Raw genomic sequence first — 17,576 nt, forward strand, 5'->3', positions numbered from 1 at the left:
TGGCTTTACTACTCGCGATGATAAGGATGGTTGTTATTCAAGCTCCAGCCTCGGTATAGGCTTTCTGCAACAATGATGCGCACTAGCGGGTGCGGTAGTGTCAGGTTTGATAATGACCACTTTTGCTCAGACGCTGCAATACACTCAGGTGCTAAGCCTTCTGGTCCACCGATCAATAAGCTAACATCGCGACCATCAAGCTGCCACTTTTCCATACTTTTTGCCAGCTGATGGGTATCCATAGGTTTACCGGTCACCTCTAGCGTTACAATGCGGTTGCCTTTAGGGATAGCAGCAAGGGTCTTTTCGCCTTCAAGTTGTAAAATACGTTTGATATCCGCATTTTTACCACGTTTACCTGCGGGGATTTCAATTAGCTCAAGGGGCATATCACGTGGGAAGCGACGTTGATATTCTGTGAATCCGGTTTCAACCCATGCTGGCATTTTGGTGCCAACAGCAATCAATTGTATTTTCAAAATGGTTACCTATGTCCTTGCTAAGGGTTAGCCCCAAAGTTTCTCTAGATCATAGAAGTCGCGAGATTGGTCTTGCATTACATGCACTACCACATCACCTAGGTCTACAAGCACCCATTCGCCTTCGTTTTGGCCTTCGTATCCGAGAGGCTCTTCACCTGCATGGCGTGCTTCTTTAGCAACGTGATCAGCAATCGATTGTACATGGCGTTTAGAGTTACCTGAGCAAACTAACATGTAATCAGTAATGTCAGACTTACCACGAACATCAAGCTGTACCACATCACGGGCTTTCATATCGTCGACTTTATCAAGGGCAAATGCGAGTAGTTGTTTAGAATCCAAAGTGTTTTCTCAAAAATAAATAATCTTAATTTGTTATTTTATCACGCAGGCAGTATTTATTCATCTGTTTGGTAAAGATGATGCTGCGCAATGTATTGACTTACATTGGTAGGTAAAAGTTCCGCTATATCATTATTTAAATGCAGCTTTTTTCTGATTTCGCTTGAGGCGGCATTAACTTGTAAGCCATTTAAAAAGAATAACTTACCAGCAGGGGCTTGTTGTAGCTGGCTAAGTTGCTCTGTTACGGCATTCTCTTTATAAGCTGCAAGTTCACCTGATACTTGGCAGTGCTGCCCCGGACGCTGGTACACGACGATATGACAAAGTTTGACAATCTCTTGCCATTTAAACCATTTATCTAGGGTATTGAATGAGTCCATACCAATTAAAAACATAATCGGCGCTGCTGGGTTTTCTGCACGAAGCTCTTCTAAACTCAGCAAAGAATAAGACGCACCTTCTCGGTTTAGTTCGCGGTAATCGATAGCAAAATGCGGATTGTCGTCAATCGCAAGTTTTAGCATGTTTATACGATGCTCATCACTTATTCCTGGCTTGGCTTTGTGGGCAGGAATAGCGCAAGGCATGAAGTAAAGGGTATCGAGTTGGCACTGCTGAACACACTGCTGGGCCATATTAATATGACCTAAGTGAATTGGATCAAAGGTGCCACCAAAAATAGCAATCATGAATTGTTACTCTTAGTCAAAGACCGGGTGGCAAGGTAAAGGTATCGCCACAGGTTGGCAAAACACTAAGCATATTTGCATTAATGCTTGGTAGGGGGCTACAAGGTTGCCTTGTTTATATGCGGCATCAAACTGAGCTAATTGTTTGGTTATTTGTTCGAGTACTTGGATGTTCAAGCGATTTAAGGCCTGTTGCACAACAGCTTGTTGGTTTTTCCAAATATTATACTTTTTGTATAAATCAGCCATATTGGCACCATTCAAGCGCCCGTGTTGCATAGCCAGTAAGTTAGCTGCTTCTTTATTGATGGCCCAAAAAATACTCATGGCTTCAGTGTTATCAGCAGCCAGTTTAGTCATTACTTTAACTGCTTGTTCGGCGTGGCCATTTAATAAAGCATCACTCAAATCAAAAATATCAAATTTTGACTGATTTAGTAGCCCTTGCATCACAGCTTGTTGGTCAATTAGCTCACTACCATAAAGCAAAGATAGCTTTTCTAACTCTTGATGACAGGCAAGTAAATTTCCTTCAGTGGCATCAATTAAGCTTTGTTTCGCGTTGTTATGAAGGTTTAAGTTTAAACGGTAGCATTGCTCATCTAACCAGCGGCTCAGGTGATTACCTGTTAATGGGTAACAAGGAACAAATAAGCCTTGCTTATCGAGGGCTTTAAACCAAGCACTGCGTTGAATATCTTGGCTGGCTTTGGCACCTTTTAAAACCAAAATAGTATCGGGATTAGCAAGCTCAACGAGCTGCTTAAAGATTTGACTGCCTTGCGTACCTGGTTTTTGCTCGTTTAAATCAAACTCAATTAAGGTACGAGCGCTGAACAGTGACATACTTTGGTATTGAGCAACAATTTCTTGCCAATCAAAACCCGGCATTAAGGTAAATTTGATTACCTCGTCAAAGCCTTGCTGTTTAGCTGCTTGACGAATTTGCATGATGCACTGAGCAATTTGGTAAGGCTCTTCACCAAACACCATGTAAAAAGGCGCGAGGCCTTTTTTTAGCTGGCTAGGAAGCTGGTTTGCATAACAACGCATTACAGTTGTGATAACTCACGAACAATACGACGACTCGCTTGCTTACGAATTTCCCCTAATAGCAAATCAAGCTCTTTTGCTTTTGCAAGGGCATTGTCTGGGTCGTCTTGGTAGTTACGATACAATTCAAAGCTTTGATTTATGGCTTTTTGTCCAGGGCGCTTCAGGGTATAGCTTACGCTGTAGGCAAGTTCATATTCAGCAACCTGACCATTATCAAACAATGACAGAATTTGACGCTCTAAACGATCTCTGTGGATCTTTAACTCAGGGTGTTTACCAACTTGGTTAAGCTCAACTTTACTCGCAATCAGCTCTTTTTCGACTAATTCGAATAATGCTGACTTTTCATCATCACCAACAAGGGTGATTACTTTCAAGTCGTCGGGCAAGTTAGAGGCTTTCTTTAAGTGAAAGCCACAACTTGTCAGCAGTAAACAGACTAGCGCAAGGGCTAGTCCGTTTTTCAGTGCTTGAAGCGCTGCCATCTTAGTTAGCAACCACGTTAAGTAGTTTGCCAGGTACGTAAATTACTTTACGGATAGTCGCGCCTTCAGTGAACTTAGTCACGTTTTCTTCAGCAAATGCTAATGCTTCAACTTGCTCTTTGGTTGCATCTGCAGGCACTGTTAACTTAGCACGTAGCTTACCGTTAACTTGTACAATGATTAGCTTCTCATCTTCAACAAGTGCTGACTCATCAACTGTTGGCCATGCTGCATCTAAGATGTCGCCTTCTTTGCCAAGGTCTTGCCATAACTGGTGACACATGTGCGGTGTGATAGGCGCAAGCATGATAAGTAATGCTTCAAGAGCTTCGTTAGCAATTGCCACATCTTGTTTATCAGCAAGTGGTGCCTTAAGTAACTTGTTCGAGATTTCCATGATAGCAGCGATTGCAGTGTTGAACGTTTGACGACGTTCAACGTCATCAGTCACTTTTGCAATTGCTTTATGAAGTTCACGACGAAGAACTTTTTGGTCGTTGTTTAATGCTGATTTATCAAGCGCTTGGTAGCCTACTGTTTCTACATCAACAGCGTATTTCCAAATACGTTTTAAGAAACGCATTGCACCTTCAACACCTGAATCAGACCATTCAAGAGTTTGCTCTGGTGGTGCTGTAAACATCATGAATAAACGAACTGTATCTGCACCGTACTCGGCAATAACTTGTTGCGGGTCGATACCGTTGTTTTTCGATTTCGACATTTTGCTCATGCCCGCAGAGAATACCGGCTCGCCATCTTCTTTGTGCCACGCTTTAACAACACGACCTTTGTCGTCTGTTTCAGTTTGTACGTCTATTGGTGAAATCCAGATATCACCGCCTTTCTCATCTTTACGATAGAAAGTATCAGCTAGTACCATGCCTTGACATAATAAGCGCTCAAATGGCTCATCTGAGTTTACTAAACCAAAGTCACGTAATAGTTTGTGGAAGAAACGCGAGTAAAGTAAGTGCAAGATTGCATGCTCAATACCACCAATGTATTGGTTTACTGGTAACCAGTAATTTGCAGCACCTGGCTCGATCATGCCTTCGTCAAAACGTGGGCTACAGTAACGAGCGTAGTACCAAGACGATTCCATGAAGGTATCGAAGGTATCAGTTTCGTGGAATGCAGGCGCGCCATTTACAGTTGTTTTAGCCCACTCAGGATCAGCTTTGATTGGTGAAGTCACACCATTCATAACTACGTCTTCTGGTAAGCGAACTGGTAGCATGTCTTCTGTTGCTGCAAGCTCATCACCATTTTCGTCGCTTAACATTGGGATTGGAGAACCCCAGTAACGCTGACGGCTAACACCCCAGTCACGTAGACGGAAATTAACTTTACGCTCACCTACACCCAGCGCTTCTAGTTTGTCTGCAACGGCATTAAACGCTGCTTCAAACTCAAGACCATCGAACTCACCTGAGTTAACTAACACGCCTTTTTCTGTGTATGCTTGATTGTCTAAATCAACCGTTTCTTCAGAGCCTGCAGCTGGTGCGATAACTTGAGCAATCTCAAGGCCATAAGCTGATGCGAACTCGTAGTCACGTTGGTCATGTGCAGGAACAGCCATAACTGCGCCTGAGCCGTAATCCATTAATACAAAGTTAGCAACCCAAATCGGTACTTGCTTACCTGTTAATGGGTGAATCGCATAAAAGCCAGTTGCAATGCCTTTTTTGTCCATGGTTGCCATGTCTGCTTCAGCGATCTTCGTGTTTTTACACTCATCAACAAACATAGCTACAGCGTCGCTGTTTTTAGCGGCTTCTTGTGCAATTGGGTGACCGGCAGCAACCGCTACATACGTCACACCCATGAAGGTATCTGGGCGCGTTGTGTAAACACTGAATGTATCTTCGTTATCTGCACGCTTAAATTCGATTTCTAAACCTTCAGAACGACCAATCCAGTTGCGCTGCATGGTTTTAACTTGCTCAGGCCAGTGATCAAGCTTATCTAAATCGTCTAGTAGCTCTTGTGCGTAATCAGTGATTTTGATGAACCATTGTGGAATTTCTTTTTGCTCAACAATGGCACCTGAACGCCAACCACGACCATCAATAACTTGTTCGTTAGCAAGTACAGTTTGGTCAACTGGATCCCAGTTTACTGTTGACATCTTTTTGTATACTAAGCCTTTTTCGTAAAGCTTAGTGAAGAACCACTGTTCCCACTTGTAGTATTCTGGGTGACATGTTGCGATTTCACGATCCCAATCATAACCAAAGCCTAATTGCTTTAACTGGTCGCGCATGTAATCGATGTTTTCGTAAGTCCACTTAGCAGGGGCTGTGTTATTTTTGATTGCCGCATTTTCAGCAGGTAGACCAAACGCATCCCAACCCATAGGTTGCATTACGTTTTTGCCTTGCAAGCGTTGGAAGCGTGATACTACGTCACCAATGGTGTAGTTACGAACGTGACCCATGTGGAGTCGGCCGCTTGGGTATGGGAACATAGATAGGCAGTAATACTTTTCTTTGCTCTCATCTTCAGTGACTTTAAATACTTGGTTTTCTTCCCAGTAGGCTTGTACTTTTGACTCAATGTCTTGCGGGTTATATTGCTCTTGCATCTACGATTCCAGACTTCTTGCAAATTAATAAAAAATTGTCGATAAGGATAACCCAAAATACATGCTAATCACAGCGGCAAATAGGCGCTTTTGTTAATTTTCCAAGGAAATATATTTTCAGGGCAGGTTAACCTATACTCAACTAGAATAACGGTTGATTTTTCATCATTTTTGAAGGAGTAAACGATGGCAGATTATAAATCTTGGCTTAGCGATTTAAGTGCATGGCTTAAAGACGTAAAAGATCATGAGCTAAAAGATGCAATGGAAAAATTTGTTGAGTCAGAGCAAGCACTTAAAGACTTAGGGCAAGAAAAGCTCAATCAGTATCGTGACTATCTACAACGCGATATCGACCACATCAAAGAAAACGACAGTCACTATGATTCACTCGCATGGCTAGAGCTTAAAGAATCGCTTTGGTATGAGTTATCGCACATTGAAGATAAAACCCAACTCGAATGGCAAGCCTTAAACCAAGATTTTCAACATAATGGTGTTTATCAAGAGGGAGAATGGATAGCCATGGGCACATTAGTATGTAAAAATTGTCAGCATAGTTACGATGTTTACCATGCTACGCAAATTACTCCTTGTACTGAATGTGGCGGTATTTATTTTCGCCGTAAGGCATTACAACCTTAATCAGTGACGCAGGCTTGTGCTGGGCGTTACCTATAATGCCCAGTCAAGACTGGGAAATAAGAAGTTAGAATGACAAAAAAACTAATCCCTCTACCTATTTCTGCGTTAGCGCCTAAGATTGCCGCAAGTCATGTTGCGACTTGTATGCAAAACCCATATCCAGAAGCGTTGCCATTTATTGGTCAACAACGTGCACAAAGTGCCCTCGACTTTTCTCTCGGAATGGAATTACCGGGTTACAATGTTTATGTGATGGGTGAAGCGGCTCATGGTCGTTACACCTTAGTAAAAGACAAACTCACAGCCCATTCAAAAGACCGCCCAACGCCTAATGAGTGGTTGTATGTTAACAACTATGATGACCACCGCGAGCCAATCGCGTTATTTATGCAAGCAGGTCAATCAAAGCAATTAGCTGACGATATAGATTCATTTATCGACGAAGTACTCGATACATTCCCAGCGGCTTTTGATAACCCAGGTTATCAACGCAAGAAAAAATCAATCGACCGTGAGTTTACAGATACTTACGATGCGGCAATTACTGCTGTTGAAATTGCAGCTCTTGAGCAAAGTGTGGCACTGATTGAAGAAAATGGCGTTGTTGGGTTTGCGCCTTTAGTGAATGGTAAACAACTGAGCGACAGTGAATTTTCAGCCCTTGACGAGCCGCTGCGAATTGAATTTTATGAGGTTATCGAAAAGCTTGAAGATGCGTTAATCGAAGCATTAATTGAGCTTCCTCGCTGGAAACGAGAGTCATCAGAAAAACTACGTAACCTTAAAAAATCAACTGCTGAGCTTGCCACTAAGCCACTAATTAAAGCCCTTGAACATAAATACGCGACGCACATAGGTGTATTGCGTTATTTAAAAGACATTCGTGAAGAAATCATTGATGCGGTACTTGAATGGCTCGACGATGATGAAAACGACGAAAACAAAGAAGACTTTGACCGTAAAGGGATGCTCACAGACTTCTTTGCGCCAAATATTCTAGTCGAATACAAAGAGGGCGATGCAGCCCCTGTGGTGTATGAGCCAAACCCGACTTTTGGCAATATTTTCGGCAAAATTGAATATGCGACTTCGCAAGGCTCGCTTATCACCAGTTATCGCTCAATTCAGCCAGGTGCACTGCACCGTGCTAATGGTGGCTACTTGATTATGGATGCTGAAAAAGTCATGGCGAACCCACAAGTGTGGGATGGCCTTAAGCTTTCTTTAAAAACGCATCAAATCAAAAACGACTTACCATATCAAGACAGCTCTGTGGGAAGTAGTTTTACGTTACGTCCGCAGCTTATTCCTCTTGATGTAAAAATAGTGCTGCTAGGCTCTCGCGACCTTTATTACACCATAGGTGAATATGACGAAGAGTTTGCAGAGTTATTCCGTGTCCTTGCTGACTTTGATTATTACTTGCCAAGTAGCGATAAACTGCAATATCAGTTCATTACCAAGGTGACTGAGTATTGTCAGCAAACACTCAATTGCACCGTAAATGAAGCTGCAATGGCAAGATTATTAAAGTTTAGTTATCGCCAAGCTGAGCACCATAACAAGCTCTCAGCTCGCTTTGCTGATGTATTAGAATTAGTGGCAGAAGCCAGTTTTTATGCCAAACAAGATGGCCAAACCGTGATTGATGCTCATCACATAGATGAAGCCATTGTTGGTAAGCAATACCGTACAGGGCAAATTTCTGAAACCATGCTGAGTGATATCAAAGAAGGGCAAATTTTAATTGCAACCGAAGGTCACGCAGTGGGCAAAGTAAATGGCTTAACAGTGCTGCACATTGGCGATACCTCATTTGGTACACCTGCACGCATTACAGCCACTGTGTACGCGGGTGCAGATGGCGTTATTGACGTTGAACGTGAAGCCGAGCTGGGTAAAGCCATTCACTCAAAAGGGGTGATGCTATTAACCGGTTACTTAGGTAATAAGTATGCTCAGCAATTTAGCCTAACGCTCAGTGCCAATATCGCAATAGAGCAAAGCTATGGCTACATCGACGGTGATAGCGCCTCATTAGCAGAGCTGTGTGCGCTTATATCAGCCATTACGAACTTACCTATTAGCCAATCTATTGCACTGACAGGTTCAATTAACCAGCATGGTGATGTGCAATCTATTGGTGGCGTAAACGAGAAAATAGAAGGTTTCTTCAAACTTTGCAAAATGCGTGGCTTAACCGGTGAGCAAGGGGTGATTATTCCTAAATCAAACCAAGTTAATTTAGTGCTTGATGACGAAGTACTCGATGCCGTTGAAAAAGGGCGCTTTAATATTTATGCCGTTGAAACCGTTGATCAAGCACTGAGCTTATTAATGGATAAAGACGCTGGTGAAATGACCGCAGAAGGTTACCCTGAAGGTTCTATTAACGCGCTAGCCTTAGCAAGGCTTGCCAATATTGCAGATATCGTAAATGGCGACAATGATGATGAGAAGGACGCAGAATGATTAATTTAATACTTTTACTGATCATTGGTACTTTTTGTTTTTTAATTTTTAAAAACAGTAAAAAGGCGAAGCTACAAGCCCTTGAAAATGAAAAACTCGCCGCCGACTTTTTAGCGAACAATAATAAAGCTGACGATGTTCATGAAACCGCATCTGGGCTGCAATACAAAATTGAGCAAAGTTCAGGGAATGACACAAAGCCAAGTGCAACCAGTAAAGTAAAGGTTCACTATCATGGCACGCTTATGGATGGCAGTGTTTTTGACAGTTCAGTGGTAAGAAATTCGCCAATCAGCTTTGGTTTAAATCAAGTCATTGCAGGTTGGACCGAAGGCTTACAGCTAATGAACGAAGGGGATAAGTTTACCTTTTATATCCCGCCTCAGCTTGCTTACGGCCGTAAACGCGTCGGCAGCATTCCAGCAGGTTCGCTACTTATATTTGATGTAGAGTTGATTAAGATAGAATCTTAAAATGTTAAAAAGGCTTCATCATGAAGCCTTTTTTAATTGCCTGCTAAAGTAGTTGAACAGATTTACCTCAATGCAAACATTATTGAATGTAAAGTAGCTGAGACTTTTAAAGTAATTTGCTCTTTCGAACATGCACGTTGCAGTGTAATAACTAGTTAATCTTGCGTTGACAAAATTGCTCAGTCGCTATAAAAGGTCTACAGTACCCTTTTGGGGTATTTTATTTGCTCTGAAGTAGTAAAGCCTCATCTCATTTTTTAAAATGAACTTCTATAGACCATAGAAAACCTTCAGAAAATTAGGTTGTTTCTTGTATTTTGGTTATTTTAAAGTTGCATTAATAAAAGGATTTTTGAATGTACAAACTTATATTATTGTTTATTATTTTTTCGGGAATATCCTTGCCTGCTTTTGGTCAGGCAGAAGTTGAAATCTGCAATAATTGCTCTCAAAGTCAAAAAGACAAGGTTGCAAGGCTAAGCGTTAACTCTGATACTAAAGCTGTCATTGTGGTCGATATGATTAATGAAACAGCATTAAAATATGATACTAACTACATTGAAGATCGTTATGGTGAGCCAGTAGTTAGTGTTTCTTTGTCTGAGCTTAGTAATGATGAAGCTTTTGATTTAGACCTTCTCTATGAATACCGCAAAGAGTTAGTACGTGTAATAACGCGTGCTTCTGAAAAGAGTATGCTTAAAAATGCGCAAAGTACTCAACGTAATATATCGACTCCTAAGTATACTAATTCCAATGTAAATGATAATTCTCCGATAGGAAAGGGGATTGAAGTCAAGGGAAGTCCCTATGACTTTTTGCTTGCCAGTTATTTTAGAAATGATGTTTATGACTTTTATTTTGCGGGTGAGACATTAGCTTTAACAAAAATATTATTACCAACTAAGGGAACAATTAAATTTCCGAATATGAATAAGTTAAAGCTATATGTTCGTATAAACTTTTATAGTGATGATTTGGCTAAAAGCCTAAATGGTTTTGTTAGCGTAACACTAAACCCAGTAATTAAGTCATTTAATATTTTAGGTGGGCGGGATGGATTTAAAAACTCAATTCCTTTGAACCAAGACGAAATTAGTGGTCATGATTTTATATTCGCAAATGCTAAGAGCGAAGATAAAAATGAGAGCGAAATAAATGAACACGCCAAGTTTGAAAGATACTCCAGCTCACTAGAAGGAGGAGTTAGCTGCCGAGTTGTGGAAACCAAAACGAAGGGAAATAAAAAAATATACACTTATCAATGCTAGCGTTATAAGTTAAAGAGTGGAGTTACCACTCTTTAACTGTCGTCTAAACTTTTACTTGTTATTTTTAATCCTAGCAAGCACACCAACAGTACCGAGTAATATCACCACCGCCCACACAGGCCAATTGCCGTATTGGCTATAAATACTATCGCCTTTAATCAAAGTGATATTGGCCTCAAGTACATCAGCTTTAAATTGTGGCATAGCTAATTGTGATTTAGCGATAGGGTCGTAAACGGCGCTAATACCATTATTAGTAACACGAATTAGTGGGCGCTGTAACTCTAGGGCGCGCATACGCGCTATTTGCATGTGCTGATGCGGGCCATGTGAGTCACCAAACCATGCGTCGTTACTCACTGTGAATAAAATGTCGGAGTCACTGCGATAATTACCACGAACCAACTCAGAAAAAGCAATTTCATAGCAAATAGCCGGTAAAATATTTAAACCATTTGCGCGTAAATTGTTTTGTACTTCATCACCACGGGTAAAGGAGGACATAGGTAAATCAAACAGTGGCGCAATTGGACGCAAGAAGTCCTGAAACGGCACAAACTCACCAATAGGTAATAACTGATGCTTTTGATAGCGGTTTTTACCTAAATATTGATAGTGGCCTTCACTGTCATTGTGTTCTTTTTTACCAAGCACTATTAAGGTATTAAAAATGTTACGCGTGTCGTATTGGTAATCAACGATACCGGTAATAAGTGCGGTGTCATTAAACGTTGCGGCACTATCAAGGCCTGTTAAATACTCGGTTGATAATGCTTCAAGCTCAGGCACAGCAGCTTCTGGCCAGACAATCAAATCAGCATTCCAATGCAGGCGAGTCATATCTTGGTATTTGCTCATAGTCGTCCAGAACTCAGATGGTTCAAAGCGAAGATGCTGTTTAATATTACCCTGCACCAGTACAGTTTTAATGGCTTTGTTTTGGTAGTGTAGCTGGCTGCTGCTTGCAATCGCATATAAGCCAGCTAATAGGGCTACAGAGGCGATAAGAGGTTTACCATCTTTATTTGCTAGGCGATATAAAGTAAACGCAATTAATATACATACAAGCGTAATCCCAAACTCACCAATCACTGGGGCTAAAAAATTAAGTGGGCTGTCTGTTTGCGTGTAACCAAAACTCAGCCACGGAAAGCCTGTTAACAATGTGCCACGTAAGTATTCTGTGGTTGCGATAGCGGCTAATAACCAACATATAAAGCTATATGGGCCTGTAGCAAGGCGTGTTGCCAGCCAAGTAGCTAATGCAGGATAAAGGGCTAAATAAGCACAAAGCAGCACCATTAACGAAAGTGATGCGATTAATGGCATGCCACCAAAGGTCGCTATTGATACATGCACCCAGCTTATACCTGCACCAAACCAACCTAAACCAAATATAAAGCCATATTTAGCACTTTGTTTAGCGGCTAATTTACCGTTTGCGAGAGGGTTAATGCAGTAGAGTAGAGCACCAAGGGAAAGAAAAGTTATAAACCATAGGTTATAGGGTGCGTAACTTAAGGTTAAAAAGAGGCCCGCAACAAGTGCGAGCCAGGCTTTTTTATCTTTTGCAAGGTGACTTAGGTTAGTTAGCAGTTTCTTCACTGTCGTTATCATCAGCCTTTGGAATGGTGACTTGCAATTGTAAGATACGGCGGTTATCTGCGTTAGTGACTTTAAATTGTAAGCCTTCTACCTCGATTGTTTCACCACGGCTTGGCATATGGCCAAATGCATGTAAAACAATACCACCTATGGTGTCAGCATCTGAGGTGCTGTAACCGGTTTTAAAATACTCATTAAAGTCATCAACTTCAGTCAGCGCTTGCACAGCGTAAACGTGCTTTGCAACTTGGCGAATATCTTGTAGGTCTTCACTTTCATCGTGCTCGTCTTCGATTTCACCAACGATGATTTCAAGAATATCTTCGATAGTGACAAGACCAGACACACCACCATACTCATCAATAACAATCGCCATGTGGTAACGTTGTTGACGGAACTCATTAAGCAGAGTGTCTACACGTTTACTTTCAGGCACTACAACTGCAGGACGCAAATATTCACGTAAAGAAGGCAGTTGCTCATCTTTGTTGATGATCAGTGGTAATAAATCTTTTGCTAATAAAATACCCTCAACATGGTCTTTGTCTTCACATACCACAGGAAAACGTGAATGTGTTGAATCAACCATCATAGGTAATAGCTCTTCTAATGGTGTATCAACCTCTAAGGTTACCATTTGCGAGCGTGGGATCATGATGTCCCGCACTTTCAGCTCTGATACACCTAGCACCCCTTCAATCATATCCTTGGTTTCAGGGTCGATAAGGTCGCGTTCTTGCGCATCGGCAATTACTTCTACCAGCTCTTCTCTATTCTGGGGTTCCCCTTGCAACATTTGGGCTATGCGGCCCAGCCACGTTTTGCCAGAAGAACCCTGGCTAGTTTGCGAGTTGTCGTCGCTCATTGCGTCTAATTGCTCCGTTAATTTAAATATCGTCTCGATATGGGTCAGCGATGTTTAGATCGGCAAGTAATTGCTTTTCTATGCTTTCCATTTCAAGTGCATCTTCGTCCTTTATATGGTCAAATCCAAGTAAATGCAAGCATCCATGGATAACCATATGGGCAAAATGGTCGTGAAAGGTTTTTTCTTGCTCAATTGATTCGGCTAAAACAATAGCCGGACAAATGATTAAATCACCTACTAAAGGTAACTCAATGCCCGGTGGTGCTTCAAATGGAAAAGATAAGACATTAGTCGGTTTATCTTTGCCGCGGTAATCATTGTTGAGCTGCTGGCTTTGTGCTTCATCACTGATCACTATAGTCAGCTCTGCATCTTCACGGTAGTTGCTAAGGGCTTTGTCAGCCCATAGCTGGAATTGTTCAAAGCTTGGTAAGTCGTCAAACTCACAGGCTATTTGTAAATCTAATTCGGTCACGAGTTTGCTTCTTGTTGGTTTGCTTGCGCTTCTTTCGCACGTTGCTTCTCTGCACGTTTTAAACGTTCTGCTTCATCGTTTCGCTCATAAGCTTCAACGATACGAGCAACAACCGGGTGGCGAACCACATCGTGTGATTGGAAGAAGTTAAAGCTAATTTCATCGACACCGTTTAATACTTCGATGGCATGACGTAGACCTGAGCGGGCACCGCGCGGTAAATCGACTTGTGTAATATCACCCGTAATCACCGCTTTTGAATTAAAACCAATACGGGTTAAGAACATTTTCATTTGTTCTGCTGTGGTGTTTTGGCTTTCATCGAGAATAATAAACGCGTCATTTAGCGTACGACCACGCATGTAAGCAAGGGGCGCAACTTCAATCACGTTTTTCTCAATTAGCTTTTCTACACGCTCAAAACCCAGCATTTCAAATAATGCATCGTATAGAGGGCGTAAATACGGGTCGATTTTTTGGCTTAAGTCACCTGGTAAAAAGCCTAGTTTTTCACCAGCTTCAACTGCTGGACGGGTGAGTAGAATACGGCGAATTTCTTGACGCTCTAAGGCATCAACAGCTGCAGCAACCGCTAAATAAGTTTTACCTGTACCAGCTGGGCCAATACCAAAGGTAATATCGTGATGCAAAATATTTGCTACATACACACCTTGATTATCATTGCGCGGTTTAATAACGCCACGGCGAGTTTTAATCACCATGTCTTTGCCATATACACCTGGGTTTTCATCTTGCTCAAGCGCATTTGATTCGCTAATTGCCAAATGTACGGCTTCAGGTTCAATCTCGCCAATCAGGCCGCGAATAGGCTGAGTTTCAATATAGAGGTTTTTTAGTATCTCAACAGCCGCAGCTGCAAGGTGCAGTTTACCGGTTACTCTGAAGAAATTATCACGGTGTGCAATCTCAACACCAAGGCGGCGTTCAATTTGCTTAATGTTTTCGTCAAACGGACCACATAAAGATGAAAGGCGTTTGTTGTCGGCGGGTTCTAAATAAATCTCTAATGTTTTTAACTGATTACTCAAAATTGCTTCCTATTGATGGGTGCAGGCTGTGCCTGCACCAAGTGTCACCCTAAGGTACGAAAGTAGCAACGCCAATTTCGTTAGGGGCCGTAGCGGCCTCAGCTTCAGCAGCTTTATTTAAAATAGCTGAAGGTGCCACATCACGGCGTAAGTTCATTTCTGATTCTGTACGAATTAACTCACCACGTAAAGAGTTTGGCAATGCTTCTGTAATACGTACATCAACGAATTGACCGATCACTGAGTGAGGACCTTCAAAGTTAACCACTCGGTTGTTCTCAGTACGGCCACGTAATTCCATTGGGTTCTTCTTAGAAGGACCTTCAACTAGGATACGCTGTTCGGTATCAAACATTTGGCGACTGATTTGCTGCGCCATTTGCGTGATACGGTTTTGCAGAATGTATAAACGTTCTTTTTTCTCTTGCTCTGTTACGTCATCTGGTAAATCAGCAGCAGGCGTACCAGGGCGCGCACTGTAGATGAAGCTAAAGCTCATATCAAAACCAATATCATTGATAAGGTTCATAGTTGCTTCAAAGTCCGCTTTACTTTCGCCAGGGAAACCAATGATGAAGTCTGAAGACATGCTTAGGTTAGGGCGAATTTTACGTAACTTACGAATCGTAGACTTGTACTCGAGTGCAGTGTGACCACGTTTCATAAGGTTAAGAACACGGTCTGAACCACTTTGCACTGGTAAGTGTAGGTGGTCAACAAGCTCAGGTACGTCTGCGTACGCATCAATGATATCTGGCGTAAATTCTACAGGGTGCGATGTGGTATAACGAATGCGGTCAATACCGTCAATCGCAGCGACATAACGTAATAGATCAGAGAAGTAACAAATTTCACCGTCATGAGTTTCACCGCGATACGCATTTACGTTTTGACCAAGTAGGTTTACTTCGCGAACACCTTGCTCTGCAAGTTGGGCAACTTCAAGTAATACGTCATCAAGAGGGCGGCTTACTTCTTCACCACGCGTATAAGGCACTACGCAGAATGTACAGTATTTAGAACAACCTTCCATAATTGATACAAACGCAGTTGGGCCTTCCGCTTTTGGCTCTGGTAAACGGTCGAACTTTTCAATCTCAGGGAATGAAACGTCAACTACCGAGCTGCTGTCGCCACTTTGCACTTGCTTAATCATTTCTGGTAAGCGGTGTAATGTTTGCGGGCCAAAGATTACATCAACAAACGGCGCACGTTGACGAATTGAGTCACCTTCTTGCGATGCAACACAGCCACCAACACCAATGATTAATTCTGGTTTGTCGTCTTTTAATAGTTTCCAACGGCCAAGCTGATGGAATACTTTCTCTTGTGCCTTTTCACGGATTGAACAGGTATTGAGTAGGATCACGTCAGCGTCTTCAGCTTCTTCAGTTAACTGATAGCCGTTAGTCGCATCTAGTAGATCAGCCATTTTCTGAGAGTCGTACTCGTTCATCTGACAACCCCAGGTTTTAATATGCAGCTTTTTACTCATTGAAATATAGCCTCGTTTTCAATTCGGTAGTGACACAAAAATGTGTTAGAAACAGGATTAAGTGGCAAGTATGCCGACTTAAAGGACGCGTATTTTAGCTGGATACCCGCACAGATCCAAGTATAGTTTTTATCTTTGTGGTGTGAAATCAAACAAGTCACTGTTTTGAAATTCATAAGCAGTAAATGCACTGACACGCAATATTGAATTACGTTACAATTTATCCCGTATTTAAATAGCCAAATGAGCGAATATTAAATGAATAAAAATAAGGTAATTGTTGTCGGTGGCGGCATGGTAGGTGCTGCTACTGCTGTAAAACTGGCTAAGCAGGGTAGGGATGTCACCGTTATTGAAAAGCACCTTATCGATGCTGATCAAATTTTAAGCTCAGATAAGGTTGATATTCGCATTTCGGCTATTAATCGTTTTTCAGAGAATTTACTTGATGAGCTTGGTGCAATGCCGTTGCTAAGACAAAATCGTATCGCACCTTATCAACAATTAGAGGCCTACCAGCAACAAGGCGAAAATTTATTGTTTGATAGCCATGAGATTGGCGAAACGCATTTAGGTCATTTAATCGAAAATAATTTAATTCAAGCAAGTCTTTGGCAGCAATTCGCCAAGTATGACATCGAAGTGATAGAGCAGTTATCTGCCATCACGGATATTACTCAAACGGCTGATTCAATCACCTTACATTATGGCGATACTCAATATACCGCTGATTTAGTTGTTGCTGCAGATGGTGGACAGTCACAATTGCGAACTAAAGCTGGTTTAGGTGTAACGGGTTGGCAATATGGCCAGCATTGCATGGGCGTGTTAATCAAATTAGATGCCCCACAGCAGGTAAAAACGTGGCAACAATTTACGCCAACCGGGCCTGTGGCGTTTCTACCGATGCAGGCGCCTTATGCTAATTTAATTTGTTATCACGATGCTGCGGTTTTAAAGCAGTGGCAAAAGTTGTCGAATGAGCAACTTAAAGCAAAACTCATTGACCATTTTCCTGAACTACCGGGCGACTTTGAATTACTTGAGCATGCTGTTTTTCCACTTGCACGCCAGCACGCCAATGATTATTCGCACGGACGTTTAGTTTTAGTGGGTGATTCGGCGCACACAATTAACCCGCTTGCTGGACAAGGTGTGAACCTAGGGTTTCAAGATGTTGTAGCACTGGCAGATATTTTGGCAGATCAACCTGATGTTGGTCAGCAAGCGTTATTAAAACGCTACGAGAAAAAACGCCGCCACGCTAATTTACTAATGATGAGCATGATGGATGCATGTTATTTTGGTTTTTCAAACGAGATTAAACCACTGAGCTGGGTGCGCAGTAAGTTTTTAAAGCTTGCTAATAACACAGGCCCTGCAAAGAACTGGGTTTTAAAATATGCGATTAGCGGGACATTAAGTTAATCGTAAAAAATTAATCTTCAAAAGATAAAGAAGCGGGGTAATGAAAATTAGCCCGTTTTTTTTGCTAAAAATTACCGAATATACTTTGGAGAAACTTGAAACTTGAAACTTGAAACTTGAAACTTGAAACTTGAAACTTGAAACTTGA

The 17,576-nt window shown here is 41.8% G+C and carries 16 protein-coding genes; 5 read left to right on the plus strand and 11 right to left on the minus strand.

Annotated features, from left to right (window positions below; translation table 11 throughout):
- Positions 1-8: 8 nt before the first annotated feature.
- Genes rlmH through leuS form a run of 6 tightly spaced genes read right to left on the minus strand, consistent with a single transcriptional unit; the run spans position 9 to position 5,647 of the window.
- Positions 9-479: a 23S rRNA (pseudouridine(1915)-N(3))-methyltransferase RlmH gene (gene rlmH, locus PASHI_RS01485; RefSeq protein ID WP_036967350.1), complete on the minus strand. Its 471-nt coding sequence runs from the start codon at positions 477-479 to the stop codon at positions 9-11.
- Between the two features lie 27 nt (positions 480-506).
- Positions 507-824 (minus strand): ribosome silencing factor, encoded by a 318-nt coding sequence (gene rsfS / locus PASHI_RS01490; RefSeq protein WP_054561829.1) that lies wholly within the window; start codon positions 822-824, stop codon positions 507-509.
- Positions 825-880: 56 nt separating this feature from the next.
- Complete coding sequence (nadD, locus tag PASHI_RS01495; RefSeq protein ID WP_062564349.1) at positions 881-1,516, minus strand: nicotinate-nucleotide adenylyltransferase; 636 nt, start codon at positions 1,514-1,516, stop codon at positions 881-883.
- A gap of 12 nt (positions 1,517-1,528) precedes the next feature.
- Complete coding sequence (holA, locus tag PASHI_RS01500; RefSeq protein ID WP_062564350.1) at positions 1,529-2,569, minus strand: DNA polymerase III subunit delta; 1,041 nt, start codon at positions 2,567-2,569, stop codon at positions 1,529-1,531.
- Entirely contained in the window at positions 2,569-3,057 is a 489-nt protein-coding gene (locus PASHI_RS01505) for an LPS-assembly lipoprotein LptE (protein ID WP_062564351.1), read from the minus strand. Before PASHI_RS01505 ends, holA begins: the two co-directional genes overlap by 1 nt.
- 1 nt (position 3,058) lies before the next feature.
- Positions 3,059-5,647 (minus strand): leucine--tRNA ligase, encoded by a 2,589-nt coding sequence (gene leuS, locus PASHI_RS01510; protein WP_062564352.1) that lies wholly within the window; start codon positions 5,645-5,647, stop codon positions 3,059-3,061.
- 186 nt (positions 5,648-5,833) lie between these two features.
- Here leuS and PASHI_RS01515 point away from each other — a divergent pair, with 186 nt between their 5' ends.
- From PASHI_RS01515 to PASHI_RS01530, 4 genes are all read left to right on the plus strand, one after another.
- Positions 5,834-6,292 carry a zinc ribbon-containing protein gene (locus PASHI_RS01515; protein ID WP_054551664.1) on the plus strand — a complete coding sequence of 153 codons (459 nt, stop codon included), beginning with the start codon at positions 5,834-5,836 and terminating at the stop codon, positions 6,290-6,292.
- 69 nt (positions 6,293-6,361) lie between these two features.
- Positions 6,362-8,764 carry a Lon protease family protein gene (locus PASHI_RS01520; RefSeq protein WP_062564353.1) on the plus strand — a complete coding sequence of 801 codons (2,403 nt, stop codon included), beginning with the start codon at positions 6,362-6,364 and terminating at the stop codon, positions 8,762-8,764.
- Entirely contained in the window at positions 8,761-9,237 is a 477-nt protein-coding gene (gene bamJ / locus PASHI_RS01525; RefSeq protein ID WP_062564354.1) for a BamJ family beta-barrel-assembly machinery protein, read from the plus strand. The genes PASHI_RS01520 and bamJ overlap by 4 nt, the downstream gene beginning before the upstream one ends.
- 356 nt (positions 9,238-9,593) lie before the next feature.
- Positions 9,594-10,508, plus strand: a complete 915-nt coding sequence (locus PASHI_RS01530; protein ID WP_062564355.1) for a hypothetical protein — start codon at positions 9,594-9,596, stop codon at positions 10,506-10,508.
- Between the two features lie 51 nt (positions 10,509-10,559).
- On the opposite strand, the gene lnt is transcribed toward PASHI_RS01530, so the two are convergent.
- Genes lnt through miaB form a run of 5 tightly spaced genes read right to left on the minus strand, consistent with a single transcriptional unit; the run spans position 10,560 to position 16,000 of the window.
- On the minus strand, positions 10,560-12,113 hold the full coding sequence (gene lnt, locus PASHI_RS01535; RefSeq protein WP_208855477.1) for an apolipoprotein N-acyltransferase: 1,554 nt from the start codon (positions 12,111-12,113) through the stop codon (positions 10,560-10,562).
- Positions 12,094-12,978 (minus strand): CNNM family magnesium/cobalt transport protein CorC, encoded by an 885-nt coding sequence (corC, locus tag PASHI_RS01540; RefSeq protein ID WP_054551660.1) that lies wholly within the window; start codon positions 12,976-12,978, stop codon positions 12,094-12,096. Before corC ends, lnt begins: the two co-directional genes overlap by 20 nt.
- Before the next feature lie 22 nt (positions 12,979-13,000).
- Positions 13,001-13,456, minus strand: coding sequence for an rRNA maturation RNase YbeY (ybeY, locus tag PASHI_RS01545; RefSeq protein ID WP_054551659.1), 456 nt, complete (start codon positions 13,454-13,456; stop codon positions 13,001-13,003).
- Positions 13,453-14,505, minus strand: coding sequence for a PhoH family protein (locus tag PASHI_RS01550; protein ID WP_054551658.1), 1,053 nt, complete (start codon positions 14,503-14,505; stop codon positions 13,453-13,455). Before PASHI_RS01550 ends, ybeY begins: the two co-directional genes overlap by 4 nt.
- A 49-nt stretch (positions 14,506-14,554) precedes the next feature.
- Positions 14,555-16,000, minus strand: coding sequence for a tRNA (N6-isopentenyl adenosine(37)-C2)-methylthiotransferase MiaB (gene miaB / locus PASHI_RS01555; RefSeq protein ID WP_054551657.1), 1,446 nt, complete (start codon positions 15,998-16,000; stop codon positions 14,555-14,557).
- A gap of 258 nt (positions 16,001-16,258) precedes the next feature.
- Between miaB and PASHI_RS01560 the strand changes: the two genes are divergently transcribed.
- The gene (locus PASHI_RS01560) at positions 16,259-17,428 is read left to right on the plus strand and encodes an FAD-dependent oxidoreductase (RefSeq protein ID WP_062564357.1); all 1,170 of its coding nucleotides are present in this window, start codon (positions 16,259-16,261) and stop codon (positions 17,426-17,428) included.
- Positions 17,429-17,576 lie beyond the last annotated feature (148 nt).

The sequence above is a fragment of the Pseudoalteromonas shioyasakiensis genome, assembly GCF_001550135.1.
In the GTDB taxonomy this organism is placed as follows: Bacteria; Pseudomonadota; Gammaproteobacteria; order Enterobacterales; family Alteromonadaceae; genus Pseudoalteromonas; species Pseudoalteromonas shioyasakiensis.